At 75.7% G+C, this 17,146-nt stretch carries 19 protein-coding genes; 10 read left to right on the forward strand and 9 right to left on the reverse strand.

The features are described from left to right. The first annotated feature begins 82 nt into the window (after window positions 1–82). The gene (locus H9X71_RS03035) at window positions 83–703 is read left to right on the forward strand and encodes an HD domain-containing protein (RefSeq protein ID WP_191148265.1); all 621 of its coding nucleotides are present in this window, start codon (window positions 83–85) and stop codon (window positions 701–703) included. After that, window positions 700–1,029: a hypothetical protein gene (locus H9X71_RS03040; protein ID WP_191148266.1), complete on the forward strand. Its 330-nt coding sequence runs from the start codon at window positions 700–702 to the stop codon at window positions 1,027–1,029. Before H9X71_RS03035 ends, H9X71_RS03040 begins: the two co-directional genes overlap by 4 nt. Here the strand turns inward: H9X71_RS03040 and H9X71_RS03045 are convergent. From H9X71_RS03045 to H9X71_RS03065, 5 genes are all read right to left on the reverse strand, one after another. Next, window positions 1,026–1,697, reverse strand: coding sequence for a hypothetical protein (locus H9X71_RS03045; protein ID WP_191148267.1), 672 nt, complete (start codon window positions 1,695–1,697; stop codon window positions 1,026–1,028). The genes H9X71_RS03040 and H9X71_RS03045 overlap by 4 nt on opposite strands. An 82-nt stretch (window positions 1,698–1,779) precedes the next feature. Further along, the gene (locus H9X71_RS03050) at window positions 1,780–3,885 is read right to left on the reverse strand and encodes a YhgE/Pip family protein (RefSeq protein ID WP_191148268.1); all 2,106 of its coding nucleotides are present in this window, start codon (window positions 3,883–3,885) and stop codon (window positions 1,780–1,782) included. Next, window positions 3,882–4,547, reverse strand: a complete 666-nt coding sequence (locus tag H9X71_RS03055; protein WP_191148269.1) for a hypothetical protein — start codon at window positions 4,545–4,547, stop codon at window positions 3,882–3,884. The genes H9X71_RS03050 and H9X71_RS03055 overlap by 4 nt, the downstream gene beginning before the upstream one ends. Further along, complete coding sequence (locus H9X71_RS03060; protein WP_191148270.1) at window positions 4,544–5,215, reverse strand: TetR/AcrR family transcriptional regulator; 672 nt, start codon at window positions 5,213–5,215, stop codon at window positions 4,544–4,546. The genes H9X71_RS03055 and H9X71_RS03060 overlap by 4 nt, the downstream gene beginning before the upstream one ends. Before the next feature lie 81 nt (window positions 5,216–5,296). Further along, entirely contained in the window at window positions 5,297–6,367 is a 1,071-nt protein-coding gene (locus H9X71_RS03065; protein WP_191148271.1) for an AraC family transcriptional regulator, read from the reverse strand. Between the two features lie 314 nt (window positions 6,368–6,681). Between H9X71_RS03065 and H9X71_RS03070 the strand changes: the two genes are divergently transcribed. Then, the gene (locus H9X71_RS03070; protein WP_191148272.1) at window positions 6,682–6,885 is read left to right on the forward strand and encodes a hypothetical protein; all 204 of its coding nucleotides are present in this window, start codon (window positions 6,682–6,684) and stop codon (window positions 6,883–6,885) included. Window positions 6,886–6,913: 28 nt separating this feature from the next. Here H9X71_RS03070 and H9X71_RS03075 read toward each other — a convergent pair whose 3' ends face one another. From H9X71_RS03075 to H9X71_RS03085, 3 genes are all read right to left on the reverse strand, one after another. Next, the gene (locus H9X71_RS03075; RefSeq protein ID WP_191148273.1) at window positions 6,914–9,922 is read right to left on the reverse strand and encodes an AAA family ATPase; all 3,009 of its coding nucleotides are present in this window, start codon (window positions 9,920–9,922) and stop codon (window positions 6,914–6,916) included. Next, window positions 9,922–11,100: an exonuclease SbcCD subunit D gene (locus H9X71_RS03080; RefSeq protein WP_191148274.1), complete on the reverse strand. Its 1,179-nt coding sequence runs from the start codon at window positions 11,098–11,100 to the stop codon at window positions 9,922–9,924. Before H9X71_RS03080 ends, H9X71_RS03075 begins: the two co-directional genes overlap by 1 nt. Before the next feature lie 105 nt (window positions 11,101–11,205). Continuing rightward, window positions 11,206–12,039, reverse strand: a complete 834-nt coding sequence (locus tag H9X71_RS03085) for an SDR family oxidoreductase (protein WP_191148275.1) — start codon at window positions 12,037–12,039, stop codon at window positions 11,206–11,208. A gap of 159 nt (window positions 12,040–12,198) precedes the next feature. Between H9X71_RS03085 and H9X71_RS03090 the strand changes: the two genes are divergently transcribed. The 5 genes from H9X71_RS03090 (at window position 12,199) to H9X71_RS03105 (ending at window position 15,295) form a co-directional block, all read left to right on the forward strand. After that, on the forward strand, window positions 12,199–12,675 hold the full coding sequence (locus H9X71_RS03090; protein ID WP_191148276.1) for a DUF3151 domain-containing protein: 477 nt from the start codon (window positions 12,199–12,201) through the stop codon (window positions 12,673–12,675). A gap of 85 nt (window positions 12,676–12,760) precedes the next feature. After that, a complete protein-coding gene (locus H9X71_RS03095; RefSeq protein WP_191148277.1) occupies window positions 12,761–14,050 on the forward strand; it encodes an adenylosuccinate synthase in 1,290 nt (429 codons plus the stop codon). Between the two features lie 92 nt (window positions 14,051–14,142). Continuing rightward, entirely contained in the window at window positions 14,143–14,271 is a 129-nt protein-coding gene (locus tag H9X71_RS15015; protein ID WP_011931910.1) for a hypothetical protein, read from the forward strand. A 74-nt stretch (window positions 14,272–14,345) separates the two neighbouring features. Further along, a complete protein-coding gene (locus H9X71_RS03100; protein ID WP_191148278.1) occupies window positions 14,346–14,669 on the forward strand; it encodes a PadR family transcriptional regulator in 324 nt (107 codons plus the stop codon). Next, window positions 14,666–15,295, forward strand: a complete 630-nt coding sequence (locus H9X71_RS03105) for a DUF2812 domain-containing protein (protein WP_191148279.1) — start codon at window positions 14,666–14,668, stop codon at window positions 15,293–15,295. The genes H9X71_RS03100 and H9X71_RS03105 overlap by 4 nt, the downstream gene beginning before the upstream one ends. Before the next feature lie 25 nt (window positions 15,296–15,320). Here the strand turns inward: H9X71_RS03105 and H9X71_RS03110 are convergent, their stop codons facing one another. Continuing rightward, window positions 15,321–15,773: a MarR family winged helix-turn-helix transcriptional regulator gene (locus H9X71_RS03110; RefSeq protein ID WP_191148280.1), complete on the reverse strand. Its 453-nt coding sequence runs from the start codon at window positions 15,771–15,773 to the stop codon at window positions 15,321–15,323. Between the two features lie 61 nt (window positions 15,774–15,834). Between H9X71_RS03110 and H9X71_RS03115 the strand changes: the two genes are divergently transcribed. Both H9X71_RS03115 and H9X71_RS03120 read left to right on the forward strand, forming a co-directional pair. Continuing rightward, window positions 15,835–16,203, forward strand: a complete 369-nt coding sequence (locus H9X71_RS03115) for a VOC family protein (protein WP_191148281.1) — start codon at window positions 15,835–15,837, stop codon at window positions 16,201–16,203. An 82-nt stretch (window positions 16,204–16,285) separates the two neighbouring features. Next, a complete protein-coding gene (locus H9X71_RS03120; protein WP_191148282.1) occupies window positions 16,286–17,116 on the forward strand; it encodes a hypothetical protein in 831 nt (276 codons plus the stop codon). The last annotated feature ends 30 nt before the right edge of the window (window positions 17,117–17,146 follow it).

The following is a 17,146-nucleotide window of genomic DNA, read 5'->3' on the forward strand; positions in this document are numbered from 1 at the left end:
CGGGTGAATGCGACGCGGCGGCAGGGTGGACGTGCGGCGGGCGACGGCCGACGGCGACGGGTCGTCGCCCTGCCCGCCGCGCATGCCAGCATGGGCCATGCGCATCGCCGACTTCCCCGTGCCCGACACGGTCGCCGCCCGGGGCGCCCTCGACCTCGCCGCCTCGTACCAGTCCGCCGCGATCACCGCCCACGGGATCCGCTCGTGGCTGTGGGCGGAGGCCTTCGCGGTCGTCGAGGGGCTCGCGGGCGTCGACCACGAGATCCTCTACGTCGCCGCCGTGCTGCACGACATCGGCACGGTGACCGAGTTCGACAACCACACCGTCTCCTACGAGCACGCGGGCGGGCACGTGGGCGTCGCGCTCACGGCCGGCGCCGGCTGGCCCGCCGCGCGCCGGCAGCGCGTGCTCGACGTGATCGTGCGGCACAACTGGCCCGCGGTGGATCCGGCGCTCGACGTCGAGGGGCACCTCCTGGAGGTCGCGACCGGCCTCGACATCTCCGGGGCCCGGCCGGACGCGCTGCCCGAGGAGTACCTGCGCGAGGTGCTGCGGGCGCATCCGCGCGGGGCGCTCGCCGCGGAGTTCGGCGCGTGCGTGCGCGACCAGGCGGAGCGGAAGCCCGACACGGCCGCGCGCCGCCTCGTCGACGGCGGCCTCGTGGGGAAGCTCGCGGCGAACCCGCTGGAGCTGCTCGCGTGAGCGGCCGTCGCGGGACGACCGCGCTGCTCGCGGTCGCGGCGCTCGTCGTGGTGGGCGGGGCGGTGGGCGTGGTCGTCGCCCTCGCCCAGCCCCTGCAGGTGGGCTCCTTCGCCTTCGTCGGAGGCGGCGGGAGCCTCACCTTCGGTCCGGGCGCCCTCCTCGTCTCCACCGGCGCGCTGGTCGCCGCGGGCGTGCTGGCCCTCGGCCTCGTCGCGCTCGCGTTCGGGGCGGGGATCCGCGTCGGCGGTCGTCGGGATGCCGACGGGGGCGGCGCCGGGGAGCGGGACCCGCGCGGACCGGATCCGGACGCGCAGGACCCGCGCTAGCGCCGCTCCTCCGCGGCCCGCGCCGCCGCCAGCGCCCGCTCGCGCTCCTCGCGCCAGGTCGCGCGGTACGGGAAGGCGGCGTCGACCTCGTCGCTGCGGATCACCGCGAGGGACGCGGGCGCGAGCGCCGCGGCGTCGGCCTCGTCGTGGGAGTGCGCGAGCGGGTAGCCGAAGCGTCCGCGGTGGTGCGACAGCCAGAGCACGACGAGGTCGCGGTCGTCGGCGAGGTGCGCGGTGTCGACGGTGCCGCGCTCGTGGCGCGTCACGGTCCAGCCGCCCTCGCGGGCCGGGACGGCCGTGAAGTCGGGGTCGCCCATCCAGCGCCAGCCGTCGCGCACCCGGGTCGGGCCGCCGTACGGCGCGTCGACGAGCGCGTCCGCGAGGGCGTCGGGCGTCCACGGCGCGGGGAACCAGGAGGTGAGGCTCACGGAGAGCTCGAGCGGCGTGAGGCGGCGGTGGTCGGATCCGGGGGCGGGGAAGCGGGGCCGGTCGAGGGCCACCGCCAGCGCGATGGTCGGCAGCTCCGGACCGCCGGCGTCGACGAGCGCGAGGTGCGTCTGCAGCATCCGCACGTAGCGCGCGTGGGCGGCCTCGTCGGCGAACGGCGGCAGCGGGATGTCGGGCGCGACGGGCGAGCCCCAGGGGGCGCGCGCCTCGAGGAATGACACGTCCGGTCCTCTCCGCGGCAGCCAGCGCCGCCCGCCCGACCTGTCTAGCAGGCGGGGCGGGCGGCGGGACGGCGGAGCCGGGTCAGCCGATGAGCGACGGCCGCAGGTCGCGGAGCGTGCGGTGCGACGTGATGCGGATCGCCCCGGCCAGGGCCACCGCGAGCCCCGCGACGAGCCACAGCGCGAGCACGCCCGCGTCCTGGGCGGCCTGCCCGAGGTCGCCGCCGTACATGAGCTGGCGGAGCGCATCCACCGCGAAGCTCATCGGCAGCACGTGGTGCAGCGCGGCGAGCGGCCCGGGCAGGGTCTGCCAGGGGAACGTGCCGCCCGCGGTCACGAGCTGCACGACCATGAGCACCAGGCCGAGGAACTGGCCGACGCTCCCGAGCAGCACGTTGAGCGCGAGGATGATCGCCGCGAACGTGATGGAGGCGAGCACCATCGTCCCGTACATGGCGAGCGGGTGGGCGACGCGGAAGCCGAGCGCCCCGGCCACGATCGCGTAGAGCCCGGCCATCTGCACGACGCCGAGGAGCGCGGGCGTCAGCCAGCCGGCGAGCGTGATCCGGAGCGGCGCCTTGCGGGCCGTGATCGCACGGCGCGACAGCGGCTTCACGATGAGGAACAGGGCGTAGATCCCGATCCACGCGGCGAGGCTGATGAAGAACGGCGCGAGACCTGCGCCGTACTCGCCGGCCTGCGTCACCGCGTCCTGGCGGAGCGCGACCGGGTCGCCGATCGTGTCGGCCTGCGCGTCGCGCTGCGATGCCGTGGAGGCGGGGATCTGGTCGAGCCCCGAGTCGAGGCCGTCGCGGAGCTCCGTCGTGCCCTCCTGGAGGGTGCCCAGGCCGGATGCGAGCGAGGTGGCGCCGTCGGCGGCGGAGTGCGCGCCGGTCGCGAGGGTCGCGCTGCCGTCCGCGGCCTTCGCGATGCCGTCGGCGAGGGCGGGCGAGGCCTTCGCGAGCGCGTCCGCGCCCGTCGCGACCTGCGAGCTGCCGGACGCGAGCGTGCCGGCGCCGGTGGCGAGGGCGGCGGATCCCGTCTGCAGCTTCGCGGCGCCGTCGGCCACCTGCGCGCTGCCCTGGGCGACCTGCTCGCTGCCGGCGGCCAGCTGCTGCAGCTGGGTGTCGAGGCCGTCGGCCTTCGCGGCGGCGCCCGTGATGTCGGTGCCGAGCACGTCGAGCTTCGCGAGGGCCGCGTCGATGTCGGCCTGCGGGATGCCCGCCTTCGCCATGCGGTCCTGGATGGCGGTCCGGAGCGCCGGGACCCTCCCGGCGAGCTGGTCGACGCTCGTGGTGGCGGTGGATCCGAGGGCCGCGATCTGCGCGTTGCCGTCGGCCACCTTGCGCGCGCCCGCCGCGGTCTGCTGGGCGCCCGGGGTGAGCGCGGCGGCGCCGGTCGACAGCTCGGTCGCGCCGGAGGAGAGCGTGGCCGCGCCGGACGCGACCTGGTCGGCGCCCGTGGCGAGCTGCTGCGTCTGCGCGGGGAGCTGCGCCGTGCCCGTGCGGAGCTGGCCGAGGCCGGAGGAGAGCGTGTCGGCACCGGTCGCGAGCTCCCCGTTCCCGTCCGCCAGCGCGTCGGCGCCGGAGCGCGCGGACGCGGTCCCGTCGACGAGCTGCTGCGCGCCGGAGGCCGCGTCGCCGAGGCTCGAGCGCACGTCCGCGAGGCCGAGCAGGAGCTTGCCCGCGGCCTCGGTGCCGACGCGCGAGGCCACCGACTTCGTGATCCGCGCGCCCGCCTGCTGCGCGATGGTCGTCGCGAGGTAGCTGTTGGCGTCGTCGGTGGCCATGACTACGCGGGCCTGCTGCGGATCCGTGCCCGAGGACGACGTGAGCGCCGCCGAGAACCCCGACGGGATCGTCAGCGTGAAGTCGTAGGTGCCGTCCTCGAGGCCCGTGCGCGCGTCGGCGGAGGAGACCTCGTGCCAGTCGAAGGAGGCGTCGTCGAGCACGTCCTTCGCGACGTCGGTGCCGTAGTCGACCGGCTTCCCGTCGACCGTGGCGCCCTGGTCGGCGACGACGAGCGCGGCGGGGACCTTGTCGAGGCTGCTGTACGGATCCTGGTTCGCCCAGAGGTACAGGCCCCCGTAGAGCACGGGGACCAGCACGAGCGCGACCAGCGCGATCTTGGACATGGTGGTGGCGGTGAGGCGCGTCAGCTCGGCGCGCACCAGGGGGAGGAGTCTCATCGGGTCTGCGTTCCGTCGATCGAGGGGGTGGGGTCGGGGGTGGCGATCGCGTCGTCGGCGGGCAGCGCGGCGATCGCCTCGGCGGCCGCCTCGCTCGTGACGACGAGGACGCCGGTGCCGGCGCGGGCGAGGTCGCGGAGGACGCGCATCCACTCGCCGACGGCGCCGCCGTGCCGCTCGGGCGAGGTGACGACGACGGCCTCGACGCCCGCCCGGCTGGCGGCGAGCGTGGTGAGCAGGCGGATGCGGGCGACCGCGGGGACGGCCGAGAAGGGCGCGCGGGCGAGGTCGGCGAGCTGCTGGTCGTCGAGGATCACGCCGACCTCGTGCCGGCCGGAGCGGTGCCCGGCGAGGGCGAGCTCCTCGGCGACCACGGCGCGCAGCGTCACGTCGTCGGCCGGCTCGTTGATGCGCGGGGTGTCGACGGGCGCGACCCGCTCGGCGATGCGGGCGGCGACGCCGGGGGAGTCGTCGCCGTCGAGGGCGAGGGATCCGCCGTCGACCCACATGCGGCCGGACGCGACGAGCGCGAGCACGGTGGGCCGCAGCTCGGTCTCCGCGACGGCGACGACGGGATCCGGGCCGCCGTAGGAGAGGGAGATGGCGGGCAGGGCGGGCGCGGGGCCGTCGCCGACGCGCGCGTCGGTCAGGGTGACGATCACCGGCCCGCCTCCGTCCCGGCCGCGGCGGCGGCCCGGGGCGCGGCCTCGCGGAGCTCCGGGGTCGCGGCGATGAGGTCGGCGGCCGCGCGCCAGTCGAGGCCGCAGAGGGCGAGCGAGGTGCGGATCACGAGCTGGTGCCCCTCCGCGCGGCCGATGTCGCTGCGGGTCGCCTCGTCGAGCACGGCCAGCGCGCCGCCCTCGACCAGGCGCGCGAGCGTCGGGGCGGGGATGTCGCCGCGCAGCTCGCCCGCGGCGATCCCGCGCGCGACCACGCTCTGCAGCTCGGCGCGCAGCGGCGCGAGCTCGACGCCGACCTCGCGCGCGAGCGGACCGCGCACGGCGACCCGCGCCATCACGCGCACCTGCTCGACCTCGGCCCAGAGGCGCGCGCCGATGAGGGCGACGTGGATCCGGCTGTCCTCGTGCGTGATGCCGGCGAGCGACTCGACGATGCGCCGGGCGCCGCGCTGCAGCACCTCGCGGACGAGGTCGTCGCGCGTGGCGAAGTGGCCGTAGACGGCGCGGCGGCTGAGGCCGGCGGCGGTGGCGATGGTCTCGAGCGAGGCGTCCGGGTCGCGGTCGAGCGCGACGACGGCCGCGTCGACGAGGGCCTGGCGGTTCGTCGCGGCGTCCTTGCGGGGCGCGCGCACGGGGGCGGTGGAGGTCATGCGACGAGGCTAGCGATCCTGCACACATGTGTGCAACTTCACCCAGCGGGTTCTCGGCCGGCGGGTCCCGGCCCGCGCAGATCAGGTGCGCAGGGTCTCGCTGGGGAGCTCGCCGAAGGCCTGCGCGTACGACGCCGCGAACCGGCCGAGGTGCGCGAAGCCCCACTGCTCGGCGACGCTGCGCACGGTCGTGGTGGTGGGCACCGCGTCGCGCAGCTGCGCCCGCACGCGGCGGAGGCGGATCCCGCGCAGGTACTCGGTGGGCGTCTGGCCGTGGTGGCGGCGGAGCGCGAGCTGGAGCACGCGCGTGGAGATGCCGGCGGCGGCCGCGGCCTCGGCCGGCGTGATGGGCAGGTGAGCGTTGTGGTGCAGGTACTCGACGGCCAGGCGGATGTGGGCCATGCGGGGTGCGCGCAGCTCGTCCGGCAGCTCGACGTCGTCCCAGGGGAAGAGGCGGAGGGTCGCGCGGGCGAGGGAGAGGTCGGCCTCGAGGCGCATCATCGGGGAGGCGTCGGGGTCGGTGATGATGGGGGCCGCGGCGGCGACCGCGCGGCGCCACACGGCGGCCGTCTCGGCGCTCGGCAGGCTGCGGTGCTCGAACAGGAGCGGTCGCGCGGGGCCGTGGTGGAACTCGGTCGCGGTCTGCTCGAGGAACGACGCGTCGAGGTGCACGCAGTTCTGCCGCGTCGCGGTGGCCTGGTACTGGAACGGGCGGCCGGTGGGGAGGAGCACGGGGAGCTGGGCGGAGCTGGAGTAGGCGCGGGATCCGCGGTCCACCGTGATCCGGCCCTCGAGGAACCAGGTGACGACGTGCTCCGACAGCGCGGCGCCGTCGGCCCAGTGCGGGCCGCCGACCCGGAAGGTGCGGAGCGTCACGCGCTCGCTGCCGAGGAGCGCGTACCGGTAGGAGAAGGAGTCCGAGCGGCGGTCGCGGGCGAAGCGGATCCCGTCGAGCACGGGCGCGAAGGTCGCGGTGGCCTCGTCGGTGTCGCTGCCGGCCATGACGGCGCGGAGGAAGGGGTCGCCGGTCGTCGCGGGTGCGGTCGCGTCGGGACGATCCGCGTCGAAGGGGCTCGCGTCGGCGTCGGCATGCGGTGCGCGCGGGCGGAGCGAGGGGTCCCCCGTTCCGGTGGGGGTCAGCGTGGTCGTCATGGTTCCTGGATCTCTGGGCGTCGGTCGTCTCCGCCCTCCCGCTCATCATGCATGGTGCCGCGGCGGCAGGGTCCCCCCGGACGTCCGGGGGGCGAGGAGTGCTTCGGCGCCGCCCCGTGGGGGAGCGGGTCGTCGCTGCGCGGATATCCGCTGAGCGAAATCCCGTCCCCCGATCGCTTGCGCGCGGACAGGGGCCGCACCGCTCCGCGCTGCGTGCGCGCCGACCGCGGCCGCACCGGATCCGCACGGCGGGGCCGCCTAGGCTCGGGGTCGCGGATCCCCCGCCCGCATCCCCCGCACCCGAGAGGCGCCGCATGACGAGCGACCGGTCCCTGGCCTTCATCCTGCTGCGCTCGTGCCTCGTGATGGTCGCCCTCGGCGTCGTCACGGTGCAGACGGGCGGCGACCTCGGCGTCGTGGGCGTCGTGGCGTTCGTCCTCGCGGCGGGCCTCGGCGGCGGCGCGACCTTCTACTGGCGCCGGCACCTCGCGGCGAAGCGGCGCGACCCCTTCAGCTGATCCGCCGCGCGGCCCGGCGCGCCCCGCGTCACGCCGGGTCGGTGACCGTCGACGTGAGCGTCGACGACCCGTCCGGTCGCCGCCGCACCTCGATCCGGTCGGCCACGCGCTGCTTCAGCTCCTCGACGTGGCTGACGATGCCCACCGTGCGGCCGTCGGCGGAGAGGCGGCCGAGCTCGGACATGACGGCGTCGAGCGTCTCGGGATCCAGCGTGCCGAACCCCTCGTCGACGAACAGCGTGCCGAGCTGCAGCCCGCCCGCCTCCGCCTGCACGACGTCGGCGAGGCCGAGCGCGAGGCTGAGCGAGGCGTAGAAGGTCTCGCCGCCCGAGAAGCTCGCGGGCTCGCGCACCCGGTCGACGACGTGGTCGCGGATCTGCAGCGCCAGGCCCGTCTTCCGCGACCGGCTCGTCGCCTCCCGCTCCTCGCTCACCTCGAGCTCGTAGCGGCCGCTCGACATGATCCGCAGGCGCGCGTTGGCGGCCTGCACCACGTCCTCGAAGCGGCGCAGCAGCACGTAGGTGCCGAGCGTGACGCCGCGCGTGTTCTCGGGGGTGAGGGCGTTCGCGACCTCGGCCATGCGGATCGCGGCGCGCGCCCGGTCGCCCGCGCGGGCGCTCTCGCGGCGGGCGTCGTCGTGCCGTGCGAGGGCGGAGGCGCTGCGGTCGGCCCGGTCGCGCGCGCGGGCGGCGCGCTCGGCGGAGGCGCGGGCGGCGGCCTGGGCGGCGTCGAGGGCGGCGCGGGCCGCGTCGGGATCCGCGTCCTCGTCGCCCGTGAGCGACGCGACCTCGGGATCCGCCAGGCCCTCCGCGACGACGGCCTGCTCCCGCTCGTGCGCGGCGACCCGCTGCGCGAGGGCCTGCAGCTCGGCGGGCGGCAGGGCGGCGGCGCGCGCCTCCTCCTCGGTCGCGAAGGACTGGTCGGCGAGGGCCCGCGCGAGCTCGGCGGCGCGCGCGGCGGCCTCGGCGGCCGTGCGCTCGCGGGCGGCGGAGAGCGCGAGGAGCCGCTCGACGAGGGCGCGCTCGTCGGCGCGGTCGGCGACGAGGGCGGCGACGCGGGGGGCGCCGTCGGCGCCGTCGGCCGCGTCCGCGTCCTCCCCGCCGAGGACCGCGCGCACGGCCGCCTCGTCCTCGGCGCGCAGCTCGCGCGCGCGGATCACGCGCTCGCGGAGCCCCGAGAGCGCGGCGCGGGCGTCGTCGCGGCGGGCGCGGATCCGCTCCGTCTCGGCGTCGTGCGCGACCACGGCCGCCTCCGCCTCCCGCAGCGCCCCGCCCGCGGCCTCCGCCCGGGCGAGCCGCGCGGTGCGATCCGCCACCTCCGCGTCGGCGTCCTCCCGCGTGATCCCGCCGAGGGCCGCCGCGGCGACCTCGCGCCGCGCCGTCGCGGCCGACAGCGCCGCGACGGCCTCGCCCTGCGTCCGCTCCGCCCGGGCGCGCGCGTCGGACGCCGCCTCGATCTCGTCGTCGTCGGGGTGGCCGGGTGCGCTCGGCGCGGGTCGCGGGTGATCCACCGCGCCGCACACCGGGCACGGCGCACCGTCCTCGAGCTCCCGCGCCAGCTCGCCGGCGAGCCCGCGGATCTTCCGCTGCCGCAGCTCCGCCTCGTGGCGCACCGCGGTCACGGCCTCGGCCGAGCGGGCGTCGAGCGCGTCGCGGGCCGCGGCGACCCGCGCGTCCAGCTCGGCGAGCTCCGTCACGCGCCGTCGGGTCGCCTCGGACTCGGCCAACGCCTGCCGCGCCGCGTCGACGCCGCCCGCCGCGGCCGCCGCCTCGTCCCGGGCCTCGACCAGCGGGATCCGCGCGGCCGGCCGCTCGTCGAGCGCCGCCTCGGCCGCGTCCGCCGTCGCCTCGCGCGTCGCGACCGCGTCCACCGCGGCCCGCTCGTCGGCGCGGCGCCCGGGCAGGCCCCGCTCGCGCGCCTCCGCGTCGGCCAGCGTCGCGAGCTCGGCCACGAGCGCGTCGCGCCGGTCGGCGAGCTCCGCGCCGGACGCCTCCGCGAGCGCCGGACGCGTCGTCCGGCACGCGGCCCGCGCATCGTCGTCCGCGTCCGCCGCGGCGACGCGCGCCGCCTCCGTCCGGTCGCGTGCGCCCAGCGGTCCCGTGACCGCCGCCGCGCGCCGTGCCTCCTCCACGCGTCGCGCGAGCCCCGCGACCTCCTCGGCCGCGGCGCGCACGGCCTCCTCGCGGGCGAGGAGCCCGCGCCGCCGATCCAGGGCCCGGGTCACGCGCTGGGCGTCGGCCAGCGTCGCCGCGGACTCCTGCCCGGCGCGCTCGTCGTCGTCGCGCGTCCCCTCCGCCGCATCCGCCAGCTCGGCCAGCAGCCGCACGGTGTCGGCGGCGTCCGGCACCTCGAGCGCCTCCACGCGCGTCGCCTCCCGCAGCCCGGTGAGCGCCTCGGCGACGCGCGCGTCGGCCGCGTCGGTGCGCGCCTTCGCGTCCTTGCGCATCTCGGCGAGCTGCGCGGCGGTGCGGTCGTACGCGGCCGTGCCGAACAGCGACTGCAGCACGAGGCGCCGCTGCTCTCCCGTCGAGCGCAGGAACTCCGCGAACTCGCCCTGCGGCAGCACGACCGTCTGCACGAACTGGGCGCGGCTCAGCCCGGCGACGCGCGCGATCTCCGTGCCCACCTCCTGCGTGCTCGTGCCGAGCACCTCGCCAGCCTCGGCCTCGGGTGACGACAGCCGGATGAGCGTCGCCGTCGCGTTCTGGTTCGTGGTGCCCGTGCCGCGCGCCTTCGGGCGCTGGTGCTGCGGGCTCCGACGCACGCGGTGGATCCCCGCCGCCGTCTCGAACACGAGCTCCACGTACGGCTCCACGCCGGGCGCCGCGTGGTGACTGTGCAGGCGGTCGCGGCTGGACCCGTCGCTCGCGAGCGACCCGTACAGCGCGAACACGATGGCGTCGATGAGCGTCGACTTGCCGGATCCGGTCGGCCCCTCCAGCAGGAACAGCCCCGACCGCCCGAGCTCGGCGAGGTCGATGACGTGCTCGCCGGCGAACGGCCCGATGGCGCGCAGGGTGAGGCGGTGCAGGTCCATCAGGCGCTCCGGTCCGCGGCGAGGGCCTGCTCGTGCGCCTGGCGGAGCACGAGCAGCTCGGCCTCGGTGGGCGGCGCGCCCGTCGCGTACGCGACGAAGTCGGCGGCGACCTCGAGCGGATCCGTCGTCGCGTCGACCACGCGCGACCGCACGCCCTCGACGCGCCCCTCCGGCTCGTGCAGCACGACGAGCGCGTGCGGCAGCGCCTCCCGCACCCGGGCCACGAGGTGCGCCGGATGCACGGGATCGGTCACGTGCACGCGCACCCACGCGGCGGCGAGGTCGGCGTGGCGTCCGTCGACGATCTCCGCGAGCGTCCCCGTGACCTCCGCCAGCCGCCGCGGCACGGGCGCGTCGACCAGCTCGACCGTCGTGGATCCGTCGGCCGCCAGCTCCACGAGCGCGCTCGACTTCCGCTGCAGCCGCTCCCCGAACGAGAACGCGAGCGGCGAGCCGCTGTACCGGATGCGCGGCGCCCGCACGCCCGTGCGCGTCGACGCCGCCCCCACCTCCTGCGCCCCGTGCAGGTGCCCCAGCGCGACGTAGTCGACCCCGTCGAACGCGGCGGCCGGCACCTGGTCGACCCCGCCGACGCGGATGTCCCGCTCGCTCTCGCTGGGCGCGGCACCCGTGACGAACGCGTGCGCGACGACGACCGCCCGCGTGCCCGGACGCGCGGCGGCGTCGGCGCGCACCCGCTCCATGGCGGCGCCGAGCACGGCCTCGTGCGAGCGCGGCAGGGGAGGGGCGCCGGGCGCGGCGAGCGCACCCCGCGCGGCGTCGGGATCCAGGTACGGCACCCCGTAGAACGCGACGGGCCCGTCCGCGTCGTCGACCAGCACGGGCACGTCGAGCGCCTCGACCGACGCGAGGATGTGCAGCCCGTCCCGCAGCAGCGCCGAGGCGAAGCCGAGCCGGGCGGCCGAGTCGTGGTTGCCGGGCGTCACGATGACCGTCGCGAGCGCGCTCAGCCGCCCCAGCGCCTCCGAGAGCAGCCGCACGGTGGGGACCCCGGGCACCGCGCGGTCGTAGACGTCGCCCGCGACGAGCACCACGTCGACCGCCCGCTCGCGCACGAGCTCGACGAGGTTGTCGAGGAACGCGGCGTGGTGCGCGTGCAGGTCCTCGCCGTGGAGGGTGCGCCCGAGGTGCCAGTCGCTCGTGTGGAGGATGCGCACGCGGGTCCTTCCTCGGGGCGGGCGGCGGTTCCCGTCACGCTACCCGAGGGCGCCGACACGGCCGGGCCCGCCGAGATCGGCGCCCGCGGGCTCCCGCCCTCGCGGCTAGCTGCCGGTCGCGTCCTTCTTCCCGTGCGCCGCGACGGACACGTCCTCCCACGCGCGCCACGTCTCCAGGCGCGACGCGTAGTCCTTCTCGGCGATGGCGAGCGGCCCGTCGCCGAGGAGGATCCGCAGCGGCGGCTCCTCCGCGTCGACGACGGCGAGGATCGCGTCGCGCGTCGCCGTCGGGTCACCGGGCGTGACCCGCGTGTAGCCCTCGGCGCGGCGCTGGCGCATGCCGTCGTATGCCGCGATCGGCTCGGCGCGCTTCGCCGACGGGCCCGACCAGTCGGTGCTGTAGCCGGCGGGCTCCACGAGCGTCACGTGGATGCCGAACTCCGCGACCTCGAGCGCCAGCGACTGGCTGAACCCCTCGAGCGCCCACTTGGAGGCGTGGTAGATCCCGGTGTTGGTGAACGCGCTGATGCCGCCGATGCTCGACACCTGCACGATGTGCCCGGACCCCTGCGCGCGCATGATCTTGACCGCGGCCTGGGTGATCCACAGCGCCCCGAACACGTTCGCCTCGAACTGGCCGCGCACCTCGTCCTCGGTGAGCTCCTCGATGGCGCCGAACTGGCCGAAGCCCGCGTTGTTGACGACGACGTCGAGCGTGCCGAAGCGCTCCGCGGCCTGCTGCACGGCGGCGATGCCGGCCTCCCGGTCGGTGACGTCGAGCCGGAGGGGGAGCACGGCGTCGCCGTGCCGCTCGACCAGCGCGTCGAGCGTGGTGATGTCGCGGGCCGTCGCGGCGACGCGGTCGCCGCGCTCCAGCGCCGCCTCCGCCCACTCGCGGCCGAAGCCCTTGGATGCTCCGGTGATGAACCAGGTCGTCATGGGGATGTCCTCTCGTCGGTACCCCGGGCCAACGTCGCGCGCGCGGTCCGCATGCCCGGACGGCGGATCCCGGATCCCCACCCCGGGGCCGCCCGCAGACGTCGAGCGCGGGATCCGGCCCTCCGGGGGACCCGCGGCACCCTCGCGGTAGGATCGAGTGTGACTGGAGAGAACCTGCTCGGCGTCCCCGAGACGCGCCTGGCCGACGAGCCCGAGGTCGCCGCCCGCATCGCGAACGCCGACGGCGATCACGACACCCTCGGCGCCATCGCGGCCGACCACCCGCATTCGTCGCTCGTCTGGGCGCTGCTCGCCGACTCGGCCTTCGTCCAGGGCGACCGCATCGCCTCGTACGCCTTCGCCCGCGTCGGCTACCACCGCGGCCTCGACTCGCTGCGGAAGTCCGGCTGGAAGGGCCAGGGCCCCGTGCCGTGGAGCCACGAGCCGAACCGCGGCGTCCTCCGCTCCCTCTACGCCCTCCGCCGGGCGGCCGCCGCCATCGGCGAGGAGGACGAGGTCTCGCGACTCACCGCCTTCCTGCGCGACGCGGATCCGACGGCCGCCGGCCACATCGAGGCCGCCACGAAGGGCGCGCTGCCGCCCACCGAGGCCATCGTCATCCGCGGCCAGGACTGACCCACCCCGCACCACCGCTTCGCCCGCACCACCGCACGCCACCCGAGCCCGACCCGACCGACCCGCCCCCGACGAGGAGTGAGCCATGCCCGCAGTAGTGATCATCGGAGCCCAGTGGGGTGACGAGGGCAAGGGACGCGCGACCGACCTCCTCGGCAGCCGCGTCGACTACGTCGTGAAGTTCAACGGCGGCAACAACGCCGGCCACACGGTCGTCGTCGGCGACGAGAAGTACGCGCTGCACCTGCTGCCGTCGGGCATCCTCACGCCGGGCGTCGTGCCGGTCATCGGCAACGGCGTCGTGGTCGACATCGAGGTGCTGTTCCACGAGCTCGACGCGCTCGCCGCCCGCGGCGTCGACGTCTCGCGCCTCCGCGTCAGCGCCAACGCGCACGTCATCACGCACTACCACCGCACCATCGACAAGGTGACGGAGCGCTTCCTCGGCAAGCGCCAGATCGGCACCACCGGCCGCGGCATCGGGCCCACGTACGCCGACAAGATCAACCGCGTCGGCATCCGGATCCAGGACCTCTTCGACGAGAACATTCTGCGCCAGAAGGTGGAGGCGGCCCTCGACGCCAAGAACCACATGCTCGTGAAGATCTACAACCGCCGCGCCATCTCGGCCGAGGAGATCGTCGAGAGCCTCCTCTCCTACGTCGAGCGCCTGCGCCCCATGGTCGGCGACGCGTCGCTCGAGCTGAACACCGCGCTCGACGAGGGCAAGACCGTGCTGTTCGAGGCCGGCCAGGCCACCATGCTCGACATCGACCACGGCACGTACCCGTTCGTCACGTCGTCGTCCGCCACGTCCGGCGGCGCCGCCACGGGCTCGGGCGTCGCGCCCAACCGCCTCGAGCGGATCATCGCGGTCGTCAAGGCGTACACGACGCGCGTCGGCGCGGGCCCGTTCCCCACGGAGCTGCACGACGAGTCGGGCGAGTACCTGCGCGCCAAGGGCTTCGAGTTCGGCACCACCACCGGCCGCCCGCGCCGCTGCGGCTGGTACGACGCGCCCATCGCGCGCTACACGGCGCGCATCAACGGCGTCACCGACTTCGTGCTCACCAAGCTCGACGTGCTCTCCGGCCTCGCCACCATCCCCGTCTGCGTCGCGTACGACGTCGACGGCGTGCGCCACGACGAGGTGCCCGTCTCGCAGTCCGACTTCCACCACGCGACGCCCATCTACGAGGAGCTGCCGGGCTGGCAGGAGGACATCACGGGCTGCCGCACCTTCGCCGACCTGCCGAAGAACGCGCAGGACTACGTGATGGCCATCGAGCGCATGAGCGGTGCGCGCATCTCGGCCGTCGGCGTGGGCCCGGAGCGCGAGCAGGTCGTCGTGCTGCACGACCTCCTCGAGGCCTGACCCTGATCCACGACGGCTGGGCCGACGACGCCCGCCTCGGCACGGACGCGTCGGACCTCGCGCGCTTCCTCAGCCGCGCGGACGCCCGCACGATGAACCGCGAGCGGCTGCAGGCCGACCTCGACATGGGCCAGGAGCAGTACGTGGCGGCGTGGCGCGAGCTGCACCGCTTCGGGTACGTGTCGTCAGCGGAGCTGCGGCGGCTGGTCGTCGAGCGGTAGACGCCCCCGCGTCGACCATGTCGTTGCGCTGTATATCGTCCGACTGTACAGTCGGACGATATGAGGAGGCCGACGTGACCCGCGACCCGCTGCTGCCGCTCACCGAGACGGTGGCCTGCATCCTGCTCGCGCTGCGCGAGCCGGCGCACGGCTACGCGATCATGGCGCGCGTCGAGGAGATGAGCGAGGGCGCCGTGCGACTGGCGCCGGGGACGCTCTACGGCGCGCTCGACACGCTCGTGAAGCAGCGGCTCATCACGCGGGTGGCGAGCGAGGACCCGCGCCGCAAGGTCTACCTCATCACCGACAGGGGATCCGAGGTGCTCGCGCAGGACGCCGAGCGGATGGCCCACCTCGTGCGGCTGCACGAGAGCGGCCGGGGGAGCAGGAAGGCATGACCATGGAGATCAGGTTCTTCGTCGACTTCGACAGGGAGGAGCGCTGGCTCGACCGGAGGGCGGCCGAGGGGCGGCTGATGCGGAAGCGGGGGTTCGTCTACTCCTCCACGGACATCGAACCCGGGTCCGCCGTCGTCCGGATCGACTACCGGCCCCGCATGAGCGCCGCCGACTTCGCCGACTACGTGCAGCTCTTCGCCGACGCGGGCTGGCGGCACATCAGCGGCAGTCGCACGAGCGGCACCCAGCACTTCGCGTCGACGACGGCGGATGCGGACGCCCACATCTTCTCCGACGCCCAGTCGCGGGCGCAGCGGTACAAGCGCGCGCTCGACGTGAACGCGGCGGTGCTCCTGCCGCTGCTCGTGGTCGTGTTCGCCCTGCTGTCGATGGATGACTCGAGCGTCCGGCTGCTGCTCTCGCCGGACGAGTGGTACCTCACCCCCGGCCTCTGGGAGATGCAGGGCGCGCGCTTCGTCGGCGCCTTCCTGTTCGAGACGGTGTTCGTGGCGATGCGCGTCGGACTCCCGCTGCTGCTCGTGGTGGTGACCGGCGCGATGCTCGTGACGGCGGTGCGCCAGGGGCTCCTCTACCGGCGCGCGGTCGAGGCGGCCTCGGCAGCCTGAGCCGGTGGGGTGCCGACGCCGCGGATCACGCGCCGCCGTCGCGCAGCGACCGCACCATGACGCGCAGGATCCGCGTCGCCGCCTCCCGGTCGGCCTCGCTGAGATCGCCGAGCATCCGGAGCTCCACCGCGCGCACGGCCGCGCTGGCCTTCGCCAGCTGCCGACGGCCCGTCGCGGTGAGCCGCGTCGGCTGCACCCGGCCGACGGCCTCCTCGGCGGGGCGGGTGACGATCCCGTCGCGCTCGAGGGTCTGCAGCAGCACGTTCATCGACTGGCGCGTCACGAAGGCGCCGCGGGCGAGGTCGGAGTTCGAGGATCCGGGGCGCTGAGCGAGGAGCTCCAGACACGAGTAGTGCGTGATCGTCATGCCGAGGGGCCGCAGCGCCTCCTCCATCGCCTGCCGCAGGGCGCTGGCCGCCTCCTTGAGGAGGTAGCCGAGCGAGGTCGGGAGGTCGATGCCGTCGTCGCCTCGACTCATGTCAGCATTCTGACATACGCTCCTATATGTCAGGCATCTGACATCGACACGAGAAGACATCATGCCCGTCACCGGCCCCGACTTCATCTCGCTCCAGGTCACCGACCTCGACGCCTCGCGCGTCTTCTACGAGCGGTACCTCGGCCTGGTCCGCTCACCCGCCGGACCCCCGCACGCCGTCGTCTTCACCACGACGCCCATCGCGTTCGCGCTCCGCGACGTGGTGCCCGGCACCGACGTCGCGGGCACCGCGCAGCCCGGCATCGGCGCGGCCCTCTGGCTCCACGCGACCGACGTGCAGGCGATCCACGACGCGCTCGACGCGGACGGCCGCACCATCGTCGCCGCGCCGATCGACGGCCCGTTCGGCCGCACCTTCACCTTCGCGGACCCCGACGGCTACCACGTGACGCTGCACGACCGGGCCTGATCCGCCGCTGACCCCGAGATGCGGGGTGGTGGACGGGCGGCGCGTGCTCCACGCTGAGGGCACCCGACCGCGAGGGATCCGCATGCGCCGCTCACCGCTCGTCCCCACCGCCCTCGTGGCGCTCGCCCTCCTCGCGGGCTGTGCGCCCGCCGCCGACCAGGCGGGGACGCGGGCGTCCTCCGCGCCGCCCGCCAGCGCGTCCGGTGGTGAGCCGGTGGCGGTGCCGATGCCGGCCGATGTCACGGGATACGACTGCAACGTCCGCCCGGTCGACCCCGCCGCGTTCGCGGAGCGCCGCCCGTTCAGCAGCCTCGGCGCCGAGGGCGCCGCCGCGCTCGCCGAGACGACGCGGGGGCTGGAGGGCCATCCCGGCTACCGGGCGGAGGACGGCTGGTTCGTGCTGGCGTCCTCGGCGACCGACATCGAGATCATGCGGGCGGTGACGGAGCCGTACGAGATGGGGAACGGCGAGATCCCGCCGGACCACGAGTACGTCGCCGCCAAGCGCGTCGAGGAGGCGGGCGAGCAGCCCCGGTGGATGGAGTGGTCGGCATCGCCGTGCGCGCTCCGGCTGGACTACGCGGAGCTCGACGTGGCCACGGTCTCCTTCGAGGCGCTGCCGGATCCGTCGTCCGACCGGATCACGTTCCTCATCGACGAGCACGCCTGCAACTCCGGCGAGGACGCGGCGGGTCGCGTCCAGCTCCTCGTGCTCGAGGAGACCGCCGACCGGGTGGAGGTCGCCTTCGCCGTCCGGCCTCGGAACGCGGGAGCGACATGCCAGGGCAACCCCGCCACGCCGTCCACCGTCGCCCTCGCGGCGCCGCTCGGCGACCGCGAGGTGGTCGACGTGGGGCTCGTGATCCCGCGGCCGGTCGGACTGGCCCCGCAGATGGGCATGCCGACCGCTTGACGGGTCGCGGCCGTGCGGGCGGCGGACCCG

This window comes from Clavibacter zhangzhiyongii, assembly GCF_014775655.1.
Lineage (GTDB): Bacteria > Actinomycetota > Actinomycetes > Actinomycetales > Microbacteriaceae > Clavibacter > Clavibacter zhangzhiyongii.